The organism is Vibrio sp. Vb1729 (assembly GCF_033338655.1).
Classification (GTDB): Bacteria; Pseudomonadota; Gammaproteobacteria; order Enterobacterales; family Vibrionaceae; genus Vibrio; species Vibrio alginolyticus.
Window position 1 is genome coordinate 803,853 of sequence record NZ_JAWOTB010000011.1, and the last position, 16,460, is coordinate 820,312.

Genomic DNA, 16,460 nt, shown 5'->3' on the forward strand with positions numbered 1-16,460 from the left:
ATTCCTCACATTAAAATTACTGTACGTCACACTTCAAAGGTTTATCATAATAAATAGTATCTTTTGTAGGTCACGGAAAGATGGATTCATGATTAAAAATATTCTTTTACTATGCGGCGGTGGCTCTTCTGAGCACGAGATTTCATTATTGTCTGCAAACTTTGTCGAACAACAACTAAATCTTATTGAAGACGTTCACGTTACACGCGTAGAAATAAAAAACGAAGGTTGGATGACCAACCAAGGTGAGTTGGTTTACCTGGATCTCAATACCAAGCAGTTGTGCTCAAGTGAATCTAATCAAACCATTGATTTCATCGTGCCTTGTATACATGGTTTTCCTGGCGAAACAGGCGACATTCAATCTCTGTTTGAAATCGCAGGTATTCCTTATCTTGGCTGCGGGCCAGAAGCGAGTAGCAATAGTTTCAATAAAATCACATCTAAGCTTTGGTACGACGCTATCGGCATACCCAATACGCCATACTTATTCTTAACGCGAAACGATGAAGAAGCTCACGTTCAAGCTCATAAAGCCTTTGAAAAGTGGGGAAAAGTTTTTGTTAAAGCCGCTCGCCAAGGCTCTTCCGTTGGCTGTTACAGTGTCACAGAAAAAGACAAGCTTTCTAATGCAGTAAATGATGCTTTTGGGTTTTCTGACCAAGTGTTGGTTGAGAAAGCAGTAAAACCTCGAGAACTTGAAGTTGCTGCATATGAGATGAATGGCCAACTACATATCACTAAGCCAGGCGAGGTCATCGCGCCTGATGGTGCTTTTTACTCGTACGATGAAAAGTACAGCAGTTCAAGTCACTCGCTCACAGAAGTTGAGGCGAAGAATCTAACTCAAGTACAATTAGATTCCATCCAACACGCGTCAGAGACGGTATTTAAACAAATGAATCTTCGTCATTTATCTCGTATCGACTTTTTCCTAACGGAAGATGATGAGATTTACTTAAACGAAGTAAACACATTTCCAGGAATGACTCCGATCTCAATGTTCCCTAAAATGCTTCAAAACAACGGGCACAAATTTCATGAGTTCTTGGAAGATTGTATAAACAGTGCAAAGTGATTAACGTTATCGAGACGCGTTTTATGATACAAGTTGTTTTCTAGAGCAAGGATTATTCAAGCCGTATTTGAATATTGCTCAGTAGCAATTATGATTATATCAACGCATTAAACAGATGACTCAGTGGTATGGCGATTTCAAATTATAGAGGTTTTAACCTGCAGTCAGTCGGATCAGATGGCAGTGTTTGGAAGGTTAAAATCAAGAACCACGTTTTACAGGGCAGTTTGACGGCGGTAAAGAAAAGCATTGATTGGTGGTGTGACACCGCATCGATTATTGATCCCAAAGAGTTTGCTTCACTCGGGCAAAGAGTGCAGCAAACTGGTGTTGCAAAATCAGAGGTCTTTAACGGCTATACTATTCAAAACGATACAGGCCAACCTAACTCTTGGTACTGTATGTTTAATGGTAAACTGATTAAGGGCAGTAAAGCCGCTATTCAACGCCATATCGAAGCTTATTTGGTTGCAAAGCAAAAAGCGATGCAAGCTCAACAACAAAAGAAACAATAGAATGACTCTGGTATATTCAACAGAGACCGGTCGAATTAAACCGGAAGAAGAAAAAGTATCTCGCCCTAAAGGCGATGGTGTTGTTCGGATTCAGCGCCAAACGAAAGGCCGTAAAGGTAAAGGCGTATGCATTGTTACAGGTTTAGACTTGGATGATGCACCTTTAAAGTTATTAGCGGCAGAACTCAAAAAAGTCTGTGGCTGTGGTGGCTCTGTAAAAGATGGCAATATCGAGATTCAAGGTGATGCTAGAGACAAGATCAAGGCACATCTTGAAAAGAAAGGCATGACAGTCAAATTAGCCGGTGGCTAATTTAATATTTCCAGTAAACAAAAATGGCGTCTAAAGAAATAGACGCCATTTTTTATAAGTTGCTAATTGAAGGGCAAGCAATCGTAGATTGATAGATCGATATTAGCTATTTTATGGTAAATAACGATTATGTTTAATGCTCACAGTAAGGCCCTTAAATTTAAAATCTGCAGGGGAATAGGAGCATACTCAGACAGCATTTAGCGTACGACGACATACAATTTAACATAACACATATAATGCGCACTGTAATAGTGGTTCCTGTGGACTTGCAATCACTAAGGCCAATCCAGTGCAAGCCATTGAGATTCCTGACAATCCAAGCCCATTAAACTTTTTTGCAATTCCTTCCCATACTGCTTTTATCTGCGGATTATCATTGCGATCAGCGTGACACCCCAACAATGCAATCTCAGGGTCTAAACCTGATTGCTCTGCAAGAAAAATTGCTTGTGTATCAGTCATATAACGTTTTCCTTTGCGGAAATCACTGATTCTCTGCGGCGGTACATTCATATCCACTGCAATTTGCTTGTCTTGTACGTAACTTTGAGCCTTTTTGTAGGCATCTAATAGTTTGTTCTGATACATACCGCTTCCTCCGTTTCCGTCAGTTTAGCTTATCAATCACCATTTTTGGTGTCTTGCGCTAACCAATTTTGGTGATTACGCTACTAACCAAATTTGGTTATTCAATCAGTATCAGACCGCCTTAGCTCTGGGCGTTTGCCCTTGACGCTTTCGCGCTTGGCTTTGGCGGTCGCTCTCACAACTAGTCAAGGTGGTTGTTATGTCAGAAGTCTCCAATACAAAAAAACTAGAAATATATCTGAATCGCGCTTGGAGTTTGTTCCTTGTCTCGGTTATTGCGGCGGGTATTTATTTCTTTGGTTCTCTTATCTACGACTCGTTTGAAATCCCATACGACGATTACGAAACTTTTTCGTTTTATCTTGACCATGAATTTTGTGGTGATTTGGCTCGCGACTATGCCTCTGACGGTCGCGTCACTGTTTATGAGTATCTGGTTGTTTCACATTGCTCTGGCAAAGATGAGAAGCGTAAATTCTACTCAGAGTTTGAGGCTCAATAATGCGTGAACTTGTTATTGATTTGGCATCAGGCAAACAAGAATGGATTGATTTTGTTCCTGTCCATTCTTGGGCTTCATGTGAGCATATTCCTGACAACTTATTCGACCATCGTTTTGAGTACGTCGACCACAGATTCACAACGCCTGAGGATTTCATTCCGTCGGCAGTGAAATCGGCAATGAGTGCGCCAATCTACTCACACGACCTGTCAGATTTTATTGAGCGCCCTACTTCTAACCCTTGTTTGGACTTGCCGAAATCATTACACCGTAACGGCGACTTCGCTCGACACATGACACGTGCTTACACCGACATTCTGAAAACACGCAACGCTCTGGAAGCTGTACGCGCAGTTAACGACGCTCACGACCGTTTGACTGAGCACGGCTACAGCTACGCGATGTCAGATGAGCAAATTACCAATCTAGCCAAGCGCAAATCACGCGACTTTTCTCGCGTGTTAAGTGCGATTCCTCTTGAAGAATCACAAGCGCGTTTTGATAAAGCGGTTCAACTTCTTGATTCATTAGGCTTGGCATTCTCACCTGAGCAAGTTCAATACGCAGAAAACAACTGTGAACTTTTCGCATTGGTGAACCGTGCGCTTGATGAGCATTGGCTTGTTCGTCAGCTGCGCCGTAAATGTGCTTACGAGGTTGAATGTGTTGCGCGCGATTTAGCGCTTGTTCAACGCCGTAAGCAAGTTTACTGCTCGGATTTTTCTCTAAACCGTCAACGTGACCGCAATACGTCTAATCGTATCGCGCTAGAAAACACGATTGCTTACGATGAGGCTGACCCGTCTAACTACTTCACACTCAGTGAGCTATCCGCTAAGTCGGTTTCTAACGCTGAGATTCGCCGCGCTGAAATGTTCGTTCGTCTGCGTGGCTTTGAGGAAATCGCTCAAGAATCTAATCATGATGCGGTGTTCTTCACGGTAACAGCTCCGTCTCGTTTTCACTCTGTTTCTAAGGGTGACATCAACCCTAAATGGCTTGAGGCTGGCAAGCCTGACGCGAAAGCGGCTCACGCTTACCTAATGGGCGTTTGGGCGAATCTTCGTAAGTCGATTGATAAAAGCAAAATCAAGGTTTACGGGATGCGCATTGTTGAGCCTCACCAAGACGGCACGCCGCATCACCACTTGTTGCTGTTCATGGAAAAATCCGCACGCAAATTTGTGACGTCTGAGTTTCGTCGTCTTGCTATGGCTGACTCGCCAGACGAAAAAGGCGCAAAGAAAGCCCGTTTCAAAGCGGAGCTTATCGACTGGTCGCAAGGTTCAGCCGTTGGTTATGTCGCTAAGTACCTGAGCAAAAACATCGACGGTCAACACATTGATTCTGACAAAGGTTCGTCTTTGTCTGGCTCAGATGCGGCAGAACGTGTCGTGACTTGGGCGCGTGTGAATCAAATTCGTCAATTTCAATTTATTGGTGGTCCATCTGTCACGGTATGGCGTGAGCTTCGTCGTCTTCGTGATGAATTCAAAGAGGACGATGCTTTGTTTACAGATTTATCTCAAGACGAACACTTTCTATTAGAAAAGGTTCGCCGCTCTGCTGATGAGGGCGACTGGAAAGCGTTTTGTTACGCAATGGGCGGTGTGTTCGTTAAGCGCAAAGACCAACCAGTAAAAGCGGAATACTCCGTTTCAACCTCAATCGAAAAACTGATTGCTTCAGGCGGTGAATACTCATCGACTCGATACGGCGATATGGCTCAAGCGCGTTTGAATGGCTTGATGTTCCATAAGATTTTTATCGCTACTCGTTTCCGTACTTGGAAAACCGAGAACAAAGAGCAATTCATCCGTGCTCAACAAGGCATCATGTCTAACGTGGTCGATTACTTCGACGCGCTAGAGCGTGAAAAAGAGTACGAACGTATGTATGACGACCTTTACGAGCAGTACGAAAAACACCTAGCGCTCTATGACGAAATGGAAGCGCTGTTGCTCACCGACCCTCAGGAAATTAATGCGTCGTGTTGGGTGGGCGCAGCCCCGCCCGACATGATGCATTAATTTCCCTTGGACTTGTGTCAATAACTGTCATTTCAATTTTCAACTAACCAACAACGTAAAAATAAGGGCAAAACACTATGAGAATGGAAGGTTTAATTCTAGATGTTTCGGACATCGTTCAAGAAACCAAAACAGACCGTAACGGCGAACAAAAGCAAAACGGCAAGCTGCGTCTTATCACGACCAACCCAACAGACACTATTGAAGTGCGCGTGTCTCCTGAGCTTTGGGAAAACGGCAAGGCTGGCGAACTGCTCAAGCGTTGTGTGGGTAATCGCATGATGTTTGATGTGGAACACAAGAAATTCAGCTTTGGTAACGATGAGGGTAAACACGTCTCTATCGACGGTTTCCATCTCTACGCCCTACCTCAATTAAACGAAAAGTAAGGGCTAAATCATGACCGAGACGCAATTTGCAGAGCTAATGGCTCGACTCGATAACTTTCAGTTAATGGTGTTCTTAGGCATTTGTTTCTTGCTAGTTGCGCTCGGTTGGATGGTCGGAGGACAAAGATAAATGCTGTCATCAGAGTTCATGCTCGGCTGTTTCGCGACAGCCTTTATCCTTGGCTTCTCGATTGGCTTCCACATTCTCGGATTCAAGAAAGCGGCTGAGGTTTCAACTTCTTCATAAACCATAACATAGGAAATAAGACTATGGAAAAGCAAAGCAAAGTACGCGCAGCAATGGCTAAGGCTGGCGCAGTAGTAACAGCAAAACGTGCGGCATTTGGTGGTGCACTTCTCATGGCAGCATCTTCTGCGAATGCAGCACTGCCAGAAGTGGCAACACAAGCCTTTAGCACACTGGCAAGTTACGTCACTGAAATGCTCACCTCGACATGGGGCATCGCCGTGCCAATGACGGTTGGTTTCATCGGCATCAAGCTATTCAAGAAAGGTGCAAACAAAGCAACGTAATTCTAACGACTGCTTTATACACCCATTGGTCAACGCCTCCGAATGGGGGCGTTATTTTTCACGAGGAAGATTTACAAATGAACATTAAACAAAGCATAGCGTCACTGATTATTTTACTGGGTGTTTTGTTTAGTGCTTTTAGTGTAAGTGCAGCTCAACCTACTTACGCTGTGAGGGATGTTATAGCTTATCCAGACTGCAAACTGTCTAGGGGGATGAGAGTTAACCCTTATTCTTATGTCTCTTGTTATGAAAATAAGTTTGTTCGATACAAAGACTTCTCCACTAAGTCATGTTACATGGATAGCGATGAGTTCGGCTTACGTATAATGTGTAATACCGACAGCTCTTCTTTCCCGAAAATTCAAACTGTATGGTTCCGTCATGATACTGCTAAGTGTCCAGCAGACCATGAAAAAGTAAAAGACGGTGATGGTTACACCTGTGAACCTATCGTTCCTGCATGTGAGTTTGGTGAAAACCCTGACGGCACTTGTATGGATGCTTGCCAGTTCAAGCAATCCATCAATGACACTCAATCACTTCATTGGTCGGCTTATGTTTATGGTGAGCAAGTCACGGGGGCATGTTATGGCGATTTTGGCGCAACCCGTTGTGAGCTTGAGCGTATTCCAAATGACACTACGCTTTGTACCGATGTAGATTCGGGCGAATTTACCCAAAACACTCGCTGTCACGGTAAGTTTCAATTCACTGGTAATCAGTGTGATGGTGGTACGCTGTTTTGGGGTAAAGATGGTCCTGACACCCCTATTATTCCTGATGACCCGATTCACGACCCTGACGACCCAACGGGTGATATCGAAGACCCTAGCGTGCTCCCTGACGATTCAACCAATACAGTGTATCCACCGGATACCGAAGATGAGCCAGAAGTTGAAGACCCTGACACAAATGAAAACACTGACACGGCAGTAGTTGGTGCAATCAAAGGGCTTAATTCGGATGTGAACAAAGCACTCAACGCGCTAAATGTCGACCTCAATCAATCGAGCGCTGATATTCAAAACCAAATCATTGCGCTTAATGCGTCGATGGTGACTAACACCCAAGCGATTCAAAAGCAGCAAATCAACGACAACAAGATTTACGAAAACACTAAGGCGCTGATTCAGCAAGCTAACGGTGACATCACGACGGCGGTCAATCGAAACACCAATTCTGTTGGTGAGGTGGTTAAGGAACTCGATGATTTGCAAACCACGAATGCTGATGGATTTGCAGAGCTATCGGATAAGCTCGACGACCTCAAGCCTTGTGAGCCCACCGAGGAAAACAACTATTGTGAAAACCCTCATGGTTTAGGTTCGGATTATGTCGGTGATGTGCTGACTCAAGCGGATAAAGCCGTGTCCGGTGCGATGAATTCCTATGAAAAGACCGTGACCGATGCGGCTAACGATTTGATTGAGAAGAATCTGACGGCGGAATCTGAGGGGCATATTAATGCTATATCGGATTCGTTTTTGAGTGTGTTACCTAAGCCTACGCCCTGCATGAATCTATCTTTGCCTAAGCTTGGCGGTGGTCGCGCTTCTATCTCTTGTGAGTTTTCGCAGAAACTCAAAATGATCATCTCAATTCTGATTTACATCTACACGATTAAGACGCTTGTTGAAATCCTGCTGACTGAGGTCACGCCTGTACCAAGTAACAAGCCAGGTTCGGGGAGATATTACTAATGATTCAGCTATTACCAATTGTCAGTACCATTGGGACGGCGTTGCGCCTCCCTGCTCTGGTTGCCTTTATCTCTCAGATAGCGACCACGCTATTTGGTTGGTTCTTCATTGCGAAAGCACGAAACGTCACGATTAACTTGGTCATTTTAACGCTGCTAATCGGTTTAACCGTCACCCTCACCTTGGCAATATATACCCTTGCAACGGGTCTGTCTTATGTTGCGCCTCCAATGTGGTCACAAGCAGCGGGTATGTTCATCCCTAATAACGCCGTGCCTTGTGTGAGTGCGATTTACTCGGCGCGTCTGCTGCGTTGGGTGTGGGAGTGGAAGTTCTACGCGATTGTGAGGGCGGCGTAATGGCATCGGTCTACTTTGTTACGGGTAAGCTCGGCTCAGGTAAAACGCTAACGGCAGTCGGTAAGATTCGCGAGGCATTTATGCGCGGTGTGCCTGTGGCGACAAACCTCGATATCAACTTGAAAGAAATGCTTGGACGCAACAAGCGCAACACTCGCCTTTATCGTCTTCCGGACAAGCCTCAGGTAGAGGATTTGATGGTGATTGGCTCGGCAAACAAGAGCTATGACACCAAAAAAGACGGCTTGATTGTGCTCGATGAGTGCGGAACGTGGTTTAACTCGCGAACATGGAACGATAAGAATCGACAAAAGTTAATTGATCACCTTTTGCATATTCGAAAGCTTGGATGGGATGTGATTTTCATCGTTCAAGACATTTCGATTGTTGATAAACAAGCGCGTCTCGCGCTCGCAGAACACACCGTGTTTTGTCGTCGTTTAGACCGCCTTCAAGTCCCTATTATCTCGACTGCGGTATCTGTTCTGACGCTCGGTCAACTCAAGTTGAAAATGCCTAAGCTACACGTTGGCATTGTGAAGTATGGTGACAACGCGAACTCACTCACCGTCGATAAATGGATGCTCTGGGGTACGGACTTATACAGCTCTTACGACACTAAGCAGATGTTTAGGAACAACTATGAGGACGGCGTTTTTTCAGTATTGCCGCCCTACTATACCCACGGACGTTACACTGTCCCGTATACGTTGAGAAATATCATGCGCATTACGAAAATCTATCTCCGCAAATACTCACGATTCAGTGTGTTTGCGGCAGGTGTCGCCGTCTCGTTTGCGGTGTTCACCTTAGTTGGCACACCGAACATATCGACGGAACCCGAAACGGCTCAAGCCGCGGTGCCTCGCGAGTCATTGAGTGACTTGCTTGATGGCTATCGAATCGAATCTTCAATGAATCCCCCAAACGTTGCCCCGTCTTTTGTGCTGGTTAAGGACGATGTGCGTCTGTCGTCGTCGCAACTATACGCAAAAGGCTTTACGGCTCAATCTAACGGCTCTTGCTCCATTACGGTGAGTGGCAACGGTCAATCATTCAAAGTCATGTGCTAGGGAAAAAGGTGCGCTTTATGTCATGGATAATCGCAAAACTCACAGCTTTTCTTTCAGAAATACAAAAAGAATTTTATTGCGCCGGAGGCTCACTGTTTGCGCGCTCATTACTTATCATGCGCTGTGGAAAAGTTGAGAAACAAACAACGGCTTGTTCCAACTTTTCCACATCCAGCATTAACACCTTTCTGTTGGCGTGCACCCTGCTCGGCTTTCCTGCTTTTGCCGCCACCTCTGCGCCATTTGAGGCAAAAAACACACCGATTGGAGACTTCGCATCGTGGTTCTCGGTTCACACTGGAAACACAGTTGTGCTCGGTCATGGTGTCACTGGTGAGGTCAGCTTTACCGCGCCGGATTTGAAAGATGAGGACTATCCAGCCTTTTTCCTTTCGGTGCTTCGTGCGCATGGTTACGAGCTTACGCATGACCACGGCGTTTTTACCATCATTGCCGATGCTAACAAGGTGGAGACGTTCGAACCCTCTCAAGTGAAGCTGTACTTCTTTGAGAATGTTCGAAATACCAAGGTCGTTGATTTGATTTCCTCGATGCTTGCTGCAACTCAGAATCAAACACTGAACAACAAAGCAATTAAGAACTACAAGGTTGAAGTGCTCCCGACCACAAACAGCATTATCGTGACTGGCTCTGAGAATCAATTGAAGCACATTGATGTGCTCATCAAAGGGATTGATAGACCACAAAAGCAAGTCTTTATCGAGGCGGTGATTACCGAAACTGAGCTCGGTGATTCTCAAGAAATCGGCGTGAATATGGACTTGGCACTGAGTGAGGCTGGCTTTGTTTCGCAGCCTACCGCAATTAAGAAAGCCGTTGATAACCTGTTGTTCTATGAGGGCGGCGATTTCAATGCGCTTATTAAAGCCGTGTCTAAGAATCAGAATACTAAGCTCTTATCACGACCAAACATGTTCATTATGGACAGGGAGCGCGGTTATATCACGGTTGGTCAGAACGTGCCGTTCCTCACTTCATCTGAGGTAACTGACGGCGGTAATCGAGTCCAGCAAATTGAGCGTAAGGATGTGGGCGTGTCACTTGAGGTAGTACCGCATGTGATTGGTGATCATGTTGTGTTGCAGATAATGCAAAAATCCGATTCGGTAACGGATTCCTCTATCGCATCCGATATCATCACCAATACGCGAACACTGCAAACAGTGGTCAAGGTCAAAGACCGCCAAACGATCTCTTTAGGTGGCTTGATTTCTCAAGAGCAACGAGACTCGGTAAGCGGTGTGCCTGTCTTGATGGATGTGCCTTTGCTTGGTGCTCTATTCCGGTCAGAAAAGACCAATACGGTAGATAAAGAACTTAAAGTAACGATAAGAACCACGATACTTTGAGTTAAAAGAAAAGCCGAACAATTGCTGTTCGGCTCTCCTTTAGCTGTACTGTAATACGCTTTCCAATTCTCTACACTTTATTATCGTATCGCGCTCTAATACGGTTGCGATATGTGTTTTGTCATAAGAACTTCTAGCTTCAAACCGAAGCAACGGATGGTGTCCGTGAAGTGCATTGTTTACGTATATATCTCGCTCTTGTCTCTTCTTCTGTCTATGAGATGAATCATCTAGCTCGATGACCGCCAATACTTTTGTGTCTCTATCCGTTATCACGTAGTCCATTCTTTTAGCCCAAGTTCGAGAGTTATCTTTAAAATTGGTCGGTTGAACTAACGCCATCAATGAAACTTGGCTATGAATCACGTATTCATCAGGTATAAGCTCCTGCAACACCCTATAGAATCTGCGCTCTGTCTTGGTGGCCAAGTATGTACTTTTCTTGTGAGGTATAGAATTAGTCTTACTGCCAGTCTTCGGCAGAGCGACTTCGACTATCTTTGGGTTCTTTTCTACAACTTTGGGTTCAAAAGAATGTACGCTGTTTGGTCTTCTAACCGCTGCACCTTGTTCCCATTCGTTAAGCCTACGTTTAGGTTTCTTTCCCTTTTTTGTGAATAGATACACAATACACGCTAAGGATATAAGTATCAGTAATTCAGGCACTTTCCGTTCCTCACTCATAAAAAAAATGAGTGCATGGTAGCATATCGTTTTTGCTCAGTGTGTTATAGAAATCAGCTTTTATACACCCCGTGATACAACACGGGGGAGTATTTTTCACAATCTAATGAGCGTTACTGAGTTCACGAGTATTTTTTAATTACTGACTCTAGAGCTTTTACTAACTCTGTAGGGCTTTTAGACTCGTCCTTCACTTCTTTTTGTTTTTGCTCCTGGCCCAAGCATTCTGGTTGCAAAAGCTTCTGTATAAGCTTAAGTTTTGCGTTGACTCTTTGCTCGAAAATCACTTTATCCGAAATTGAAAGCTCATAATTTTGATACGTCACTACTTCCCTAACTAAATAAGCAGCTTGTTTTACTTTCTTAGTCTCTTCGTTATTTTTTACTATTATCTTGACCAGATACAAAATTAGACTTGATAAAGCTGTTAGTAAAAAGAAATTGATAGCTATTAAGGGTAATCGAGATACGAGTAGTGGCCATATGGCCTTTAAGGGCAGTTCTTTTTCATCAATAGCTAGCGATAAGCTAAGCGCGCCTTCATACATGTTGCACACAAGCCACCAACCAATGAGGCTTGCTAGTATCAAAGCCACACCGTAAAACAAGTTTTGTAATATCACGCTAACTTTTAATGTTGAAAAATCTTCACTATATAGAGCTGCATCCTTTTTATATTCAGCAAGAGAGCTTTTAACCGACAGCACCTCTTTATTTAAATCGGATAGTTGCGTGTTCAGGCTGTCTTTACTAGCTTCTAATGTATCCTTTTCTTCTTTGGTAGTCAGAAGCTTATTCTGTAATTCACTAAACTCGTTATTCCCCTTACTTAGTCGCTTATTAAGGCGGTCAATAAAATCTTGCTGCTGTTCGACCTGATCATTCAACGCTTTAATTTTTACTTTAGCTTGCTCTTCCTCAATTTTTAGTGACGCCAAATCACCTTGTAAATTCGCTTTTTTTTCAGTCAACTCTTCAATTATTGATTTTGATTGACTTATATCAGAGTCAAGTTCACGTTGAATTAGTCCGACATCACGATGGATTTTCTCTAGAAGTAATTTCCCGTTTCTCTGGGCTTCTGATAGTTTAGCGATGCTAATCCCTTGAATTCTCAAATAATCAACTTCGACTGGTTTTACATGGGGGTCACTGACGACTAACGTTACCTTACTAACAACGCGAGATATTATAAAGGTAACTTCTTCTTTGCCCTCTTTATAGCTTCTACGTGTGACAGGTACAGAATACTCTTTCCCGCTTGCAGGAGAGATTTTAAGCTTAATGTCTGAGTCTTTGTTTCTCGTAATCAATTTGACACTATCGAGCCAACAGCCTTCAGAATCAAACAGAATTTCACCTCCGACCATTGTCCAATATTGATGTGTCGCGGGCTCATACCAGCCATCAGCGTCAAAAATACCAGCTTGGAGAGTCTCAGAAGGCCCAAGCTCATCGAATTGAAACAATGATTCAATAGTCTCTTTTAGATCATGTGAATCTTGTTCTCTTTGCATAAGAGAATTCATTATTTGTTCCTTTATAGTGTGTTTTTTAGATACTATACATTAAGAAACAGTCACTTATTATGATTTTTAGTAGATTCTCCAAGATCTTTCACATCATACACTTTAGCATTCTATATAAACCATCTTGATGTAATTAAAGATCAATTCAGCAGAGTGATTATTTAGAAAATTACACGAAAAGGCTCCTTGCGGAGCCTTTGTTACATCATTTTCTTTAGTGATCTAGCATATTTTAATACTTGACCTGCTGCTTCTAAGTCAGTTAATGCTCCAATCTCTAATAGCGCGATACCAGTCAATATTTGTTGGGCAGTAACTAGTTGTCCTGTTGGAAGTTCTAATCTGTCATAATGCATTTTAAAGTGCTCCCATTGTTCAGACGGGCTAAGTTCCCTTCCCTTTGTCATTCTCATAAGCCGTTTACACTCCGGTGGAATGGTTTTTCCCTTATCCCATTCTTTGACGGTTCTCACAGTTTTTAAACAAAGTTCAGCAGCTTGCTCGACGGATAAACCACATTCAAATTCACGAAAAATATAGTTTTTAGTCATTTCGTGATACTTCATTGAATAGTCCCTCAAAAGAGAGACATTTTATAGGACTAGCATATGCAATCGTATTCAACATAAGCAGATATAATGCGCACTAAGGGGTATTTTGTTAACAAAGTCTAACTCTTTGATTAAGCCTTTCATAAGTCTCTGATAACCAAGCCGTAAATTTTAATTTTGTGAGTTTTAAACGTTTAAGTCGTTTGTACTATTACTGGCGATTGTTTCCCGCAATCTACAAAACTCGCCCAACACCCTTACCGCCACATTATGAGGCGTTCGGTTTAGGCGAAAAAACAAGAAAAAAATAATTTTAGTCTGTTCACCAAATTGCGAGCGTTGTCATGTTTCACGAATCATTTTGCACTCTGTTCTGGCGCGAATTTAAAACCCTTAAGCAAGGCGCCGAGTTTTTTCACGTTACCAAGCCGACGGTTGTTCGTTGGTTAGATGGCACCGTTCCGGTGAATCCGATGGCGGAAAAACTTCTACTCATCAAGTCACTTGGTTATTTGCCTAATGACATCCGTTGGTCAGGTTTTCGAGTTTGTGAGCAACGTGCTGTGTTAATCACACCATCAGGTCGTGAGTTCAGCCCTAAAGAATTGGAAAGCTTTGTGTTTTGGCGTGACGAACATCGTCAGTTTGTGGAAATGTACGGACACTTTGAGTATCCCAAGGTTTATCCTGCCAAGGAAAATCTCTTGCCGTTTCGTGGCGGCCGTCGGATGAAGGCCGCCGAATGGATACCTAGTAAACTTAAAAGCTAATATAAATGGCGATAGCTTTCGGCTATGTATCTTTTATTTACTAAAAAGTCTTCCAATGTATCGGTGATTAATTCCAAAACAGTTTGTACGGCAGTTGTTCTGTCCTGGAGGACGTCACATCGCTGAAAGCCTCCTACTATATCTGCAGTCATCCTTCCATGCGCAACAGCATTTCGTTTATCCACGACCTCATCTACGGATGTTTTTAACTGGCCATTTGGGTCACTTAATGGAGGAATACCAAAGCTCATTAACGTAAGCTGCGCAGTGTCAAACCAGACATTTTGTAACTTGGGCGCAAACATTGATTCGTTTAACTTGGTGTGCTCATTCAGCCCCATAGATTCAAAAATGGATACAGCACAACCTAACGCCCTATCCTTACCAGCAGATTTGTAAGACATTAACTTTGCATCCATAGCAATAGTATTGAAAGCCAATGAGTAGTGTTTGTTTTTTACAGACTTGCTTTCAATGACAGCTAGAGTTCGAACTATAAGCTCATTTACAGATTTTTCAAAAGCGCTGTACAAATGAACAAAATATAGCCCTTTTTGTATTTTATGAATCGATTCATTTGGTTTGTTTTCTGGAGGTATATTTTTGTCTTTGAGCTTTGTTTCTTCTGCTTCTAAATGTAATAAATTAGAGGTCACCACGTTAAAGAGCGTAGTAGCCTTTTTTCTATTCCTAGTTAGCGGCATGAGTCATAGCATCCACAACAATCTCAATTCTTGAGTAAAGAGCTTTTCTACTGTTGGTTGCACCCGTTGTGTATTTCTTTAACTCTTTATCATCTAGCACACTCTCAAGATTCTGAGGGTACAGAACCTTACCAGTATCAATGGCCTTTGCAACACCTACTGACACCGCTTCGAATAGAACTATCGGAGTGATGTTAACTCTAGAGCCACGAACAATGCCGTTAGGTAGATGTTCTGCTAGTAAGTCAAATGTGGATTTAAAAGCCTTATCCAATTTAACTCTATCACTGAACTTTTTAGTTTTCTGTTCCATGTAGTCGTTTAAGAAGCCTTTGACACTATGCACAAACTCATCTGTATTCTGGTAGTAAGCAAAGAACTTTAGTACTAGCTCTTCATAGCTTCCACTTCTCTTCGAGCGTTCTGTCATTTTTACAACTTTAAGGAAGTTTTCGTATGTTGCTAGCTCTTTAATAAAGTCGTTAAACTCACCAACATATACACAATTCCTAATTTCCTGCTCATGTAACGTTACACCTCCTGTGTTTAAGCGCTCAAATAAGTCGTAGCGTACGCTGAAATCACTTCTATCATTCAGAACGGTTATTCTTAATGGTCGAGTCAAAAACATAAAACGAATGGATGAAGGCAACTCATGGAAAGTGAGGTTATTCATACTGTCTAGCTTGTCTAGGCCTTTTAATTTTAACTGATGAAAATCAACTTTTGCGTCTTTAAGTTCATCATCCTTACCAATAAAATTAATAACTGTGGTTAAGCGCTGCAAACCATCGATAACTTCCCAAGTCGAATCTCTATTAGTTGCCATAAATAAGCTTGGGACTGGAATCCCAAGAAATAGAGACTCAATCAAAGCTGACTGTCGTGCAGGGTCCCAAACAAAATGTCTTTGGTAGTCTGGCGCGATATCTATCATGCCCTCGCAAATCATGTCATAAAGTTGCTTTACGGTAATGTCGTAACTATCAAATGAGACAGTTCTTCGATTGTCATCGAGCTGATCTTGAATTTGCAAAATATCCACTTATTTATCCTCTGCAAGCATTAGCTTATCTTAGTGACTTAAATCATATCGCTAATGCGTTGTGATAAAAAGCAAAAAAGCCGAACCCCATCGCTAAGGGTTCGGCTTTTTTAGGCTTCTGCTTTGGTGGCTTTCGTTTGAAGCCTGTCGAGGTCAATCGACCCGCCAAAAGTATCGGCTCCCTACTCGCTGTGTAAATCGTCATTAATGACGTTTCGAACCAGTTCGCACGGTTTAAGCCTTGGCTTTCATTGTTTACACTAACGGCGGCGCGACATCGAAAAAGTTCATGTATAGGTTTTGGCTAAAGAAACCACGAACCTGCGCGTTTGCCGTTGAGCTCACCATACCAATGTTCGACATCGTGACGGTGCCATCATCGCCCAAGCTGAAATCGGTGTCCCGCGCTTGGAACTCAAACTCAAAGCCTTGGTTGCCCATGATGATAAACGACAGGTGTTTATCAATGGGATAACAGCCCTCAACGCAAGGTAGGAAAAAGGTTGGGTCTGCTTTTGAGAACTTCTTGGTGATAATGAACTCTTTTCCGATGCCTTGATTGGTGTAATTGAGTTTTGGCACTTGTCCGGCTTTACCGTAGTACACCCCTGCACCTTCCACGGACAACACGCCCCGCGCGGCGCTTTCGATGAAAAACGCACGTTTACGATAGTTAATGGTCGCGCCACCTTCGGCCAGACTTGGGATTTCAAGCCAGAA

At 43.1% G+C, this 16,460-nt stretch carries 18 protein-coding genes and 1 pseudogene; 12 read left to right on the forward strand and 7 right to left on the reverse strand.

The features are described 5' to 3' along the window. The first annotated feature begins 88 nt into the window (after nucleotides 1–88). The 3 genes from R7E29_RS08340 to yciH all read left to right on the forward strand — a co-directional run bounded on the left by R7E29_RS08340 (nucleotide 89) and on the right by yciH (nucleotide 1,906). The gene (locus tag R7E29_RS08340; RefSeq protein ID WP_017821896.1) at nucleotides 89–1,078 is read left to right on the forward strand and encodes a D-alanine--D-alanine ligase; all 990 of its coding nucleotides are present in this window, start codon (nucleotides 89–91) and stop codon (nucleotides 1,076–1,078) included. Between the two features lie 128 nt (nucleotides 1,079–1,206). Next, entirely contained in the window at nucleotides 1,207–1,593 is a 387-nt protein-coding gene (locus R7E29_RS08345; RefSeq protein ID WP_005376294.1) for a DUF3319 domain-containing protein, read from the forward strand. 1 nt (nucleotide 1,594) lies between these two features. After that, nucleotides 1,595–1,906, forward strand: coding sequence for a stress response translation initiation inhibitor YciH (gene yciH / locus R7E29_RS08350; RefSeq protein ID WP_005376292.1), 312 nt, complete (start codon nucleotides 1,595–1,597; stop codon nucleotides 1,904–1,906). Between the two features lie 222 nt (nucleotides 1,907–2,128). Here yciH and R7E29_RS08355 read toward each other — a convergent pair whose 3' ends face one another. Further along, on the reverse strand, nucleotides 2,129–2,497 hold the full coding sequence (locus R7E29_RS08355) for a DUF3693 domain-containing protein (protein ID WP_318082581.1): 369 nt from the start codon (nucleotides 2,495–2,497) through the stop codon (nucleotides 2,129–2,131). A gap of 199 nt (nucleotides 2,498–2,696) precedes the next feature. Here R7E29_RS08355 and R7E29_RS08360 point away from each other — a divergent pair, with 199 nt between their 5' ends. The 8 genes from R7E29_RS08360 to R7E29_RS08395 all read left to right on the forward strand — a co-directional run bounded on the left by R7E29_RS08360 (nucleotide 2,697) and on the right by R7E29_RS08395 (nucleotide 10,457). Then, nucleotides 2,697–2,999, forward strand: a complete 303-nt coding sequence (locus R7E29_RS08360; RefSeq protein ID WP_029850290.1) for a hypothetical protein — start codon at nucleotides 2,697–2,699, stop codon at nucleotides 2,997–2,999. Then, a complete protein-coding gene (locus R7E29_RS08365; RefSeq protein ID WP_262644959.1) occupies nucleotides 2,999–5,029 on the forward strand; it encodes a replication endonuclease in 2,031 nt (676 codons plus the stop codon). The genes R7E29_RS08360 and R7E29_RS08365 overlap by 1 nt, the downstream gene beginning before the upstream one ends. Before the next feature lie 83 nt (nucleotides 5,030–5,112). Further along, a complete protein-coding gene (locus R7E29_RS08370; RefSeq protein WP_005389159.1) occupies nucleotides 5,113–5,418 on the forward strand; it encodes a hypothetical protein in 306 nt (101 codons plus the stop codon). A 270-nt stretch (nucleotides 5,419–5,688) separates the two neighbouring features. Then, on the forward strand, nucleotides 5,689–5,952 hold the full coding sequence (locus tag R7E29_RS08375; protein WP_021448020.1) for a major coat protein: 264 nt from the start codon (nucleotides 5,689–5,691) through the stop codon (nucleotides 5,950–5,952). A gap of 77 nt (nucleotides 5,953–6,029) precedes the next feature. Then, entirely contained in the window at nucleotides 6,030–7,655 is a 1,626-nt protein-coding gene (locus R7E29_RS08380) for a methyl-accepting chemotaxis protein (protein ID WP_318082586.1), read from the forward strand. After that, complete coding sequence (locus R7E29_RS08385; RefSeq protein ID WP_024701224.1) at nucleotides 7,655–8,014, forward strand: DUF5455 family protein; 360 nt, start codon at nucleotides 7,655–7,657, stop codon at nucleotides 8,012–8,014. The genes R7E29_RS08380 and R7E29_RS08385 overlap by 1 nt, the downstream gene beginning before the upstream one ends. Further along, complete coding sequence (locus R7E29_RS08390; protein WP_086458358.1) at nucleotides 8,014–9,087, forward strand: zonular occludens toxin domain-containing protein; 1,074 nt, start codon at nucleotides 8,014–8,016, stop codon at nucleotides 9,085–9,087. Before R7E29_RS08385 ends, R7E29_RS08390 begins: the two co-directional genes overlap by 1 nt. A 17-nt stretch (nucleotides 9,088–9,104) precedes the next feature. Beyond that, nucleotides 9,105–10,457: a secretin N-terminal domain-containing protein gene (locus R7E29_RS08395; RefSeq protein ID WP_262644957.1), complete on the forward strand. Its 1,353-nt coding sequence runs from the start codon at nucleotides 9,105–9,107 to the stop codon at nucleotides 10,455–10,457. A 39-nt stretch (nucleotides 10,458–10,496) separates the two neighbouring features. On the opposite strand, the gene R7E29_RS08400 is transcribed toward R7E29_RS08395, so the two are convergent. From R7E29_RS08400 to R7E29_RS08410, 3 genes are all read right to left on the reverse strand, one after another. Further along, nucleotides 10,497–11,123 (reverse strand): DUF2726 domain-containing protein, encoded by a 627-nt coding sequence (locus R7E29_RS08400; protein ID WP_262644956.1) that lies wholly within the window; start codon nucleotides 11,121–11,123, stop codon nucleotides 10,497–10,499. A 140-nt stretch (nucleotides 11,124–11,263) separates the two neighbouring features. Beyond that, nucleotides 11,264–12,670, reverse strand: a complete 1,407-nt coding sequence (locus R7E29_RS08405) for a hypothetical protein (protein WP_258506439.1) — start codon at nucleotides 12,668–12,670, stop codon at nucleotides 11,264–11,266. A gap of 200 nt (nucleotides 12,671–12,870) precedes the next feature. Next, nucleotides 12,871–13,236 carry a regulator gene (locus R7E29_RS08410; protein WP_258506441.1) on the reverse strand — a complete coding sequence of 122 codons (366 nt, stop codon included), beginning with the start codon at nucleotides 13,234–13,236 and terminating at the stop codon, nucleotides 12,871–12,873. Between the two features lie 329 nt (nucleotides 13,237–13,565). Between R7E29_RS08410 and R7E29_RS08415 the strand changes: the two genes are divergently transcribed. After that, nucleotides 13,566–13,991: a phage protein gene (locus R7E29_RS08415; protein ID WP_193276807.1), complete on the forward strand. Its 426-nt coding sequence runs from the start codon at nucleotides 13,566–13,568 to the stop codon at nucleotides 13,989–13,991. Here R7E29_RS08415 and R7E29_RS08420 read toward each other — a convergent pair. From R7E29_RS08420 to R7E29_RS08430, 3 genes and pseudogenes are all read right to left on the reverse strand, one after another. Next, nucleotides 13,988–14,695 (reverse strand): MAE_28990/MAE_18760 family HEPN-like nuclease, encoded by a 708-nt coding sequence (locus R7E29_RS08420; RefSeq protein ID WP_258630388.1) that lies wholly within the window; start codon nucleotides 14,693–14,695, stop codon nucleotides 13,988–13,990. The two genes, R7E29_RS08415 and R7E29_RS08420, sit on opposite strands and share 4 nt — an antisense overlap. Then, nucleotides 14,682–15,740, reverse strand: a complete 1,059-nt coding sequence (locus tag R7E29_RS08425; RefSeq protein ID WP_258630390.1) for a DUF262 domain-containing protein — start codon at nucleotides 15,738–15,740, stop codon at nucleotides 14,682–14,684. The genes R7E29_RS08420 and R7E29_RS08425 overlap by 14 nt, the downstream gene beginning before the upstream one ends. Nucleotides 15,741–15,995: 255 nt before the next feature. Next, nucleotides 15,996–16,460 (reverse strand): annotated as a pseudogene (locus tag R7E29_RS08430) (hypothetical protein); the annotation flags it as partial.

Coding starts and splice junctions, on each gene's coding strand:
- R7E29_RS08355 (WP_318082581.1), bottom strand. CDS start 2,497: ATGTATCAGAACAAACTATTAGATGCCTACAAAAAGGCTCAAAGTTAC.
- R7E29_RS08370 (WP_005389159.1), top strand. CDS start 5,113: ATGGAAGGTTTAATTCTAGATGTTTCGGACATCGTTCAAGAAACCAAA.
- R7E29_RS08340 (WP_017821896.1), top strand. CDS start 89: ATGATTAAAAATATTCTTTTACTATGCGGCGGTGGCTCTTCTGAGCAC.
- R7E29_RS08375 (WP_021448020.1), top strand. CDS start 5,689: ATGGAAAAGCAAAGCAAAGTACGCGCAGCAATGGCTAAGGCTGGCGCA.
- R7E29_RS08360 (WP_029850290.1), top strand. CDS start 2,697: ATGTCAGAAGTCTCCAATACAAAAAAACTAGAAATATATCTGAATCGC.
- R7E29_RS08380 (WP_318082586.1), top strand. CDS start 6,030: ATGAACATTAAACAAAGCATAGCGTCACTGATTATTTTACTGGGTGTT.
- R7E29_RS08420 (WP_258630388.1), bottom strand. CDS start 14,695: ATGCCGCTAACTAGGAATAGAAAAAAGGCTACTACGCTCTTTAACGTG.
- R7E29_RS08395 (WP_262644957.1), top strand. CDS start 9,105: ATGTCATGGATAATCGCAAAACTCACAGCTTTTCTTTCAGAAATACAA.
- R7E29_RS08415 (WP_193276807.1), top strand. CDS start 13,566: ATGTTTCACGAATCATTTTGCACTCTGTTCTGGCGCGAATTTAAAACC.
- R7E29_RS08405 (WP_258506439.1), bottom strand. CDS start 12,670: ATGAATTCTCTTATGCAAAGAGAACAAGATTCACATGATCTAAAAGAG.
- R7E29_RS08390 (WP_086458358.1), top strand. CDS start 8,014: ATGGCATCGGTCTACTTTGTTACGGGTAAGCTCGGCTCAGGTAAAACG.
- R7E29_RS08385 (WP_024701224.1), top strand. CDS start 7,655: ATGATTCAGCTATTACCAATTGTCAGTACCATTGGGACGGCGTTGCGC.
- yciH (WP_005376292.1), top strand. CDS start 1,595: ATGACTCTGGTATATTCAACAGAGACCGGTCGAATTAAACCGGAAGAA.
- R7E29_RS08365 (WP_262644959.1), top strand. CDS start 2,999: ATGCGTGAACTTGTTATTGATTTGGCATCAGGCAAACAAGAATGGATT.
- R7E29_RS08345 (WP_005376294.1), top strand. CDS start 1,207: ATGGCGATTTCAAATTATAGAGGTTTTAACCTGCAGTCAGTCGGATCA.
- R7E29_RS08410 (WP_258506441.1), bottom strand. CDS start 13,236: ATGAAGTATCACGAAATGACTAAAAACTATATTTTTCGTGAATTTGAA.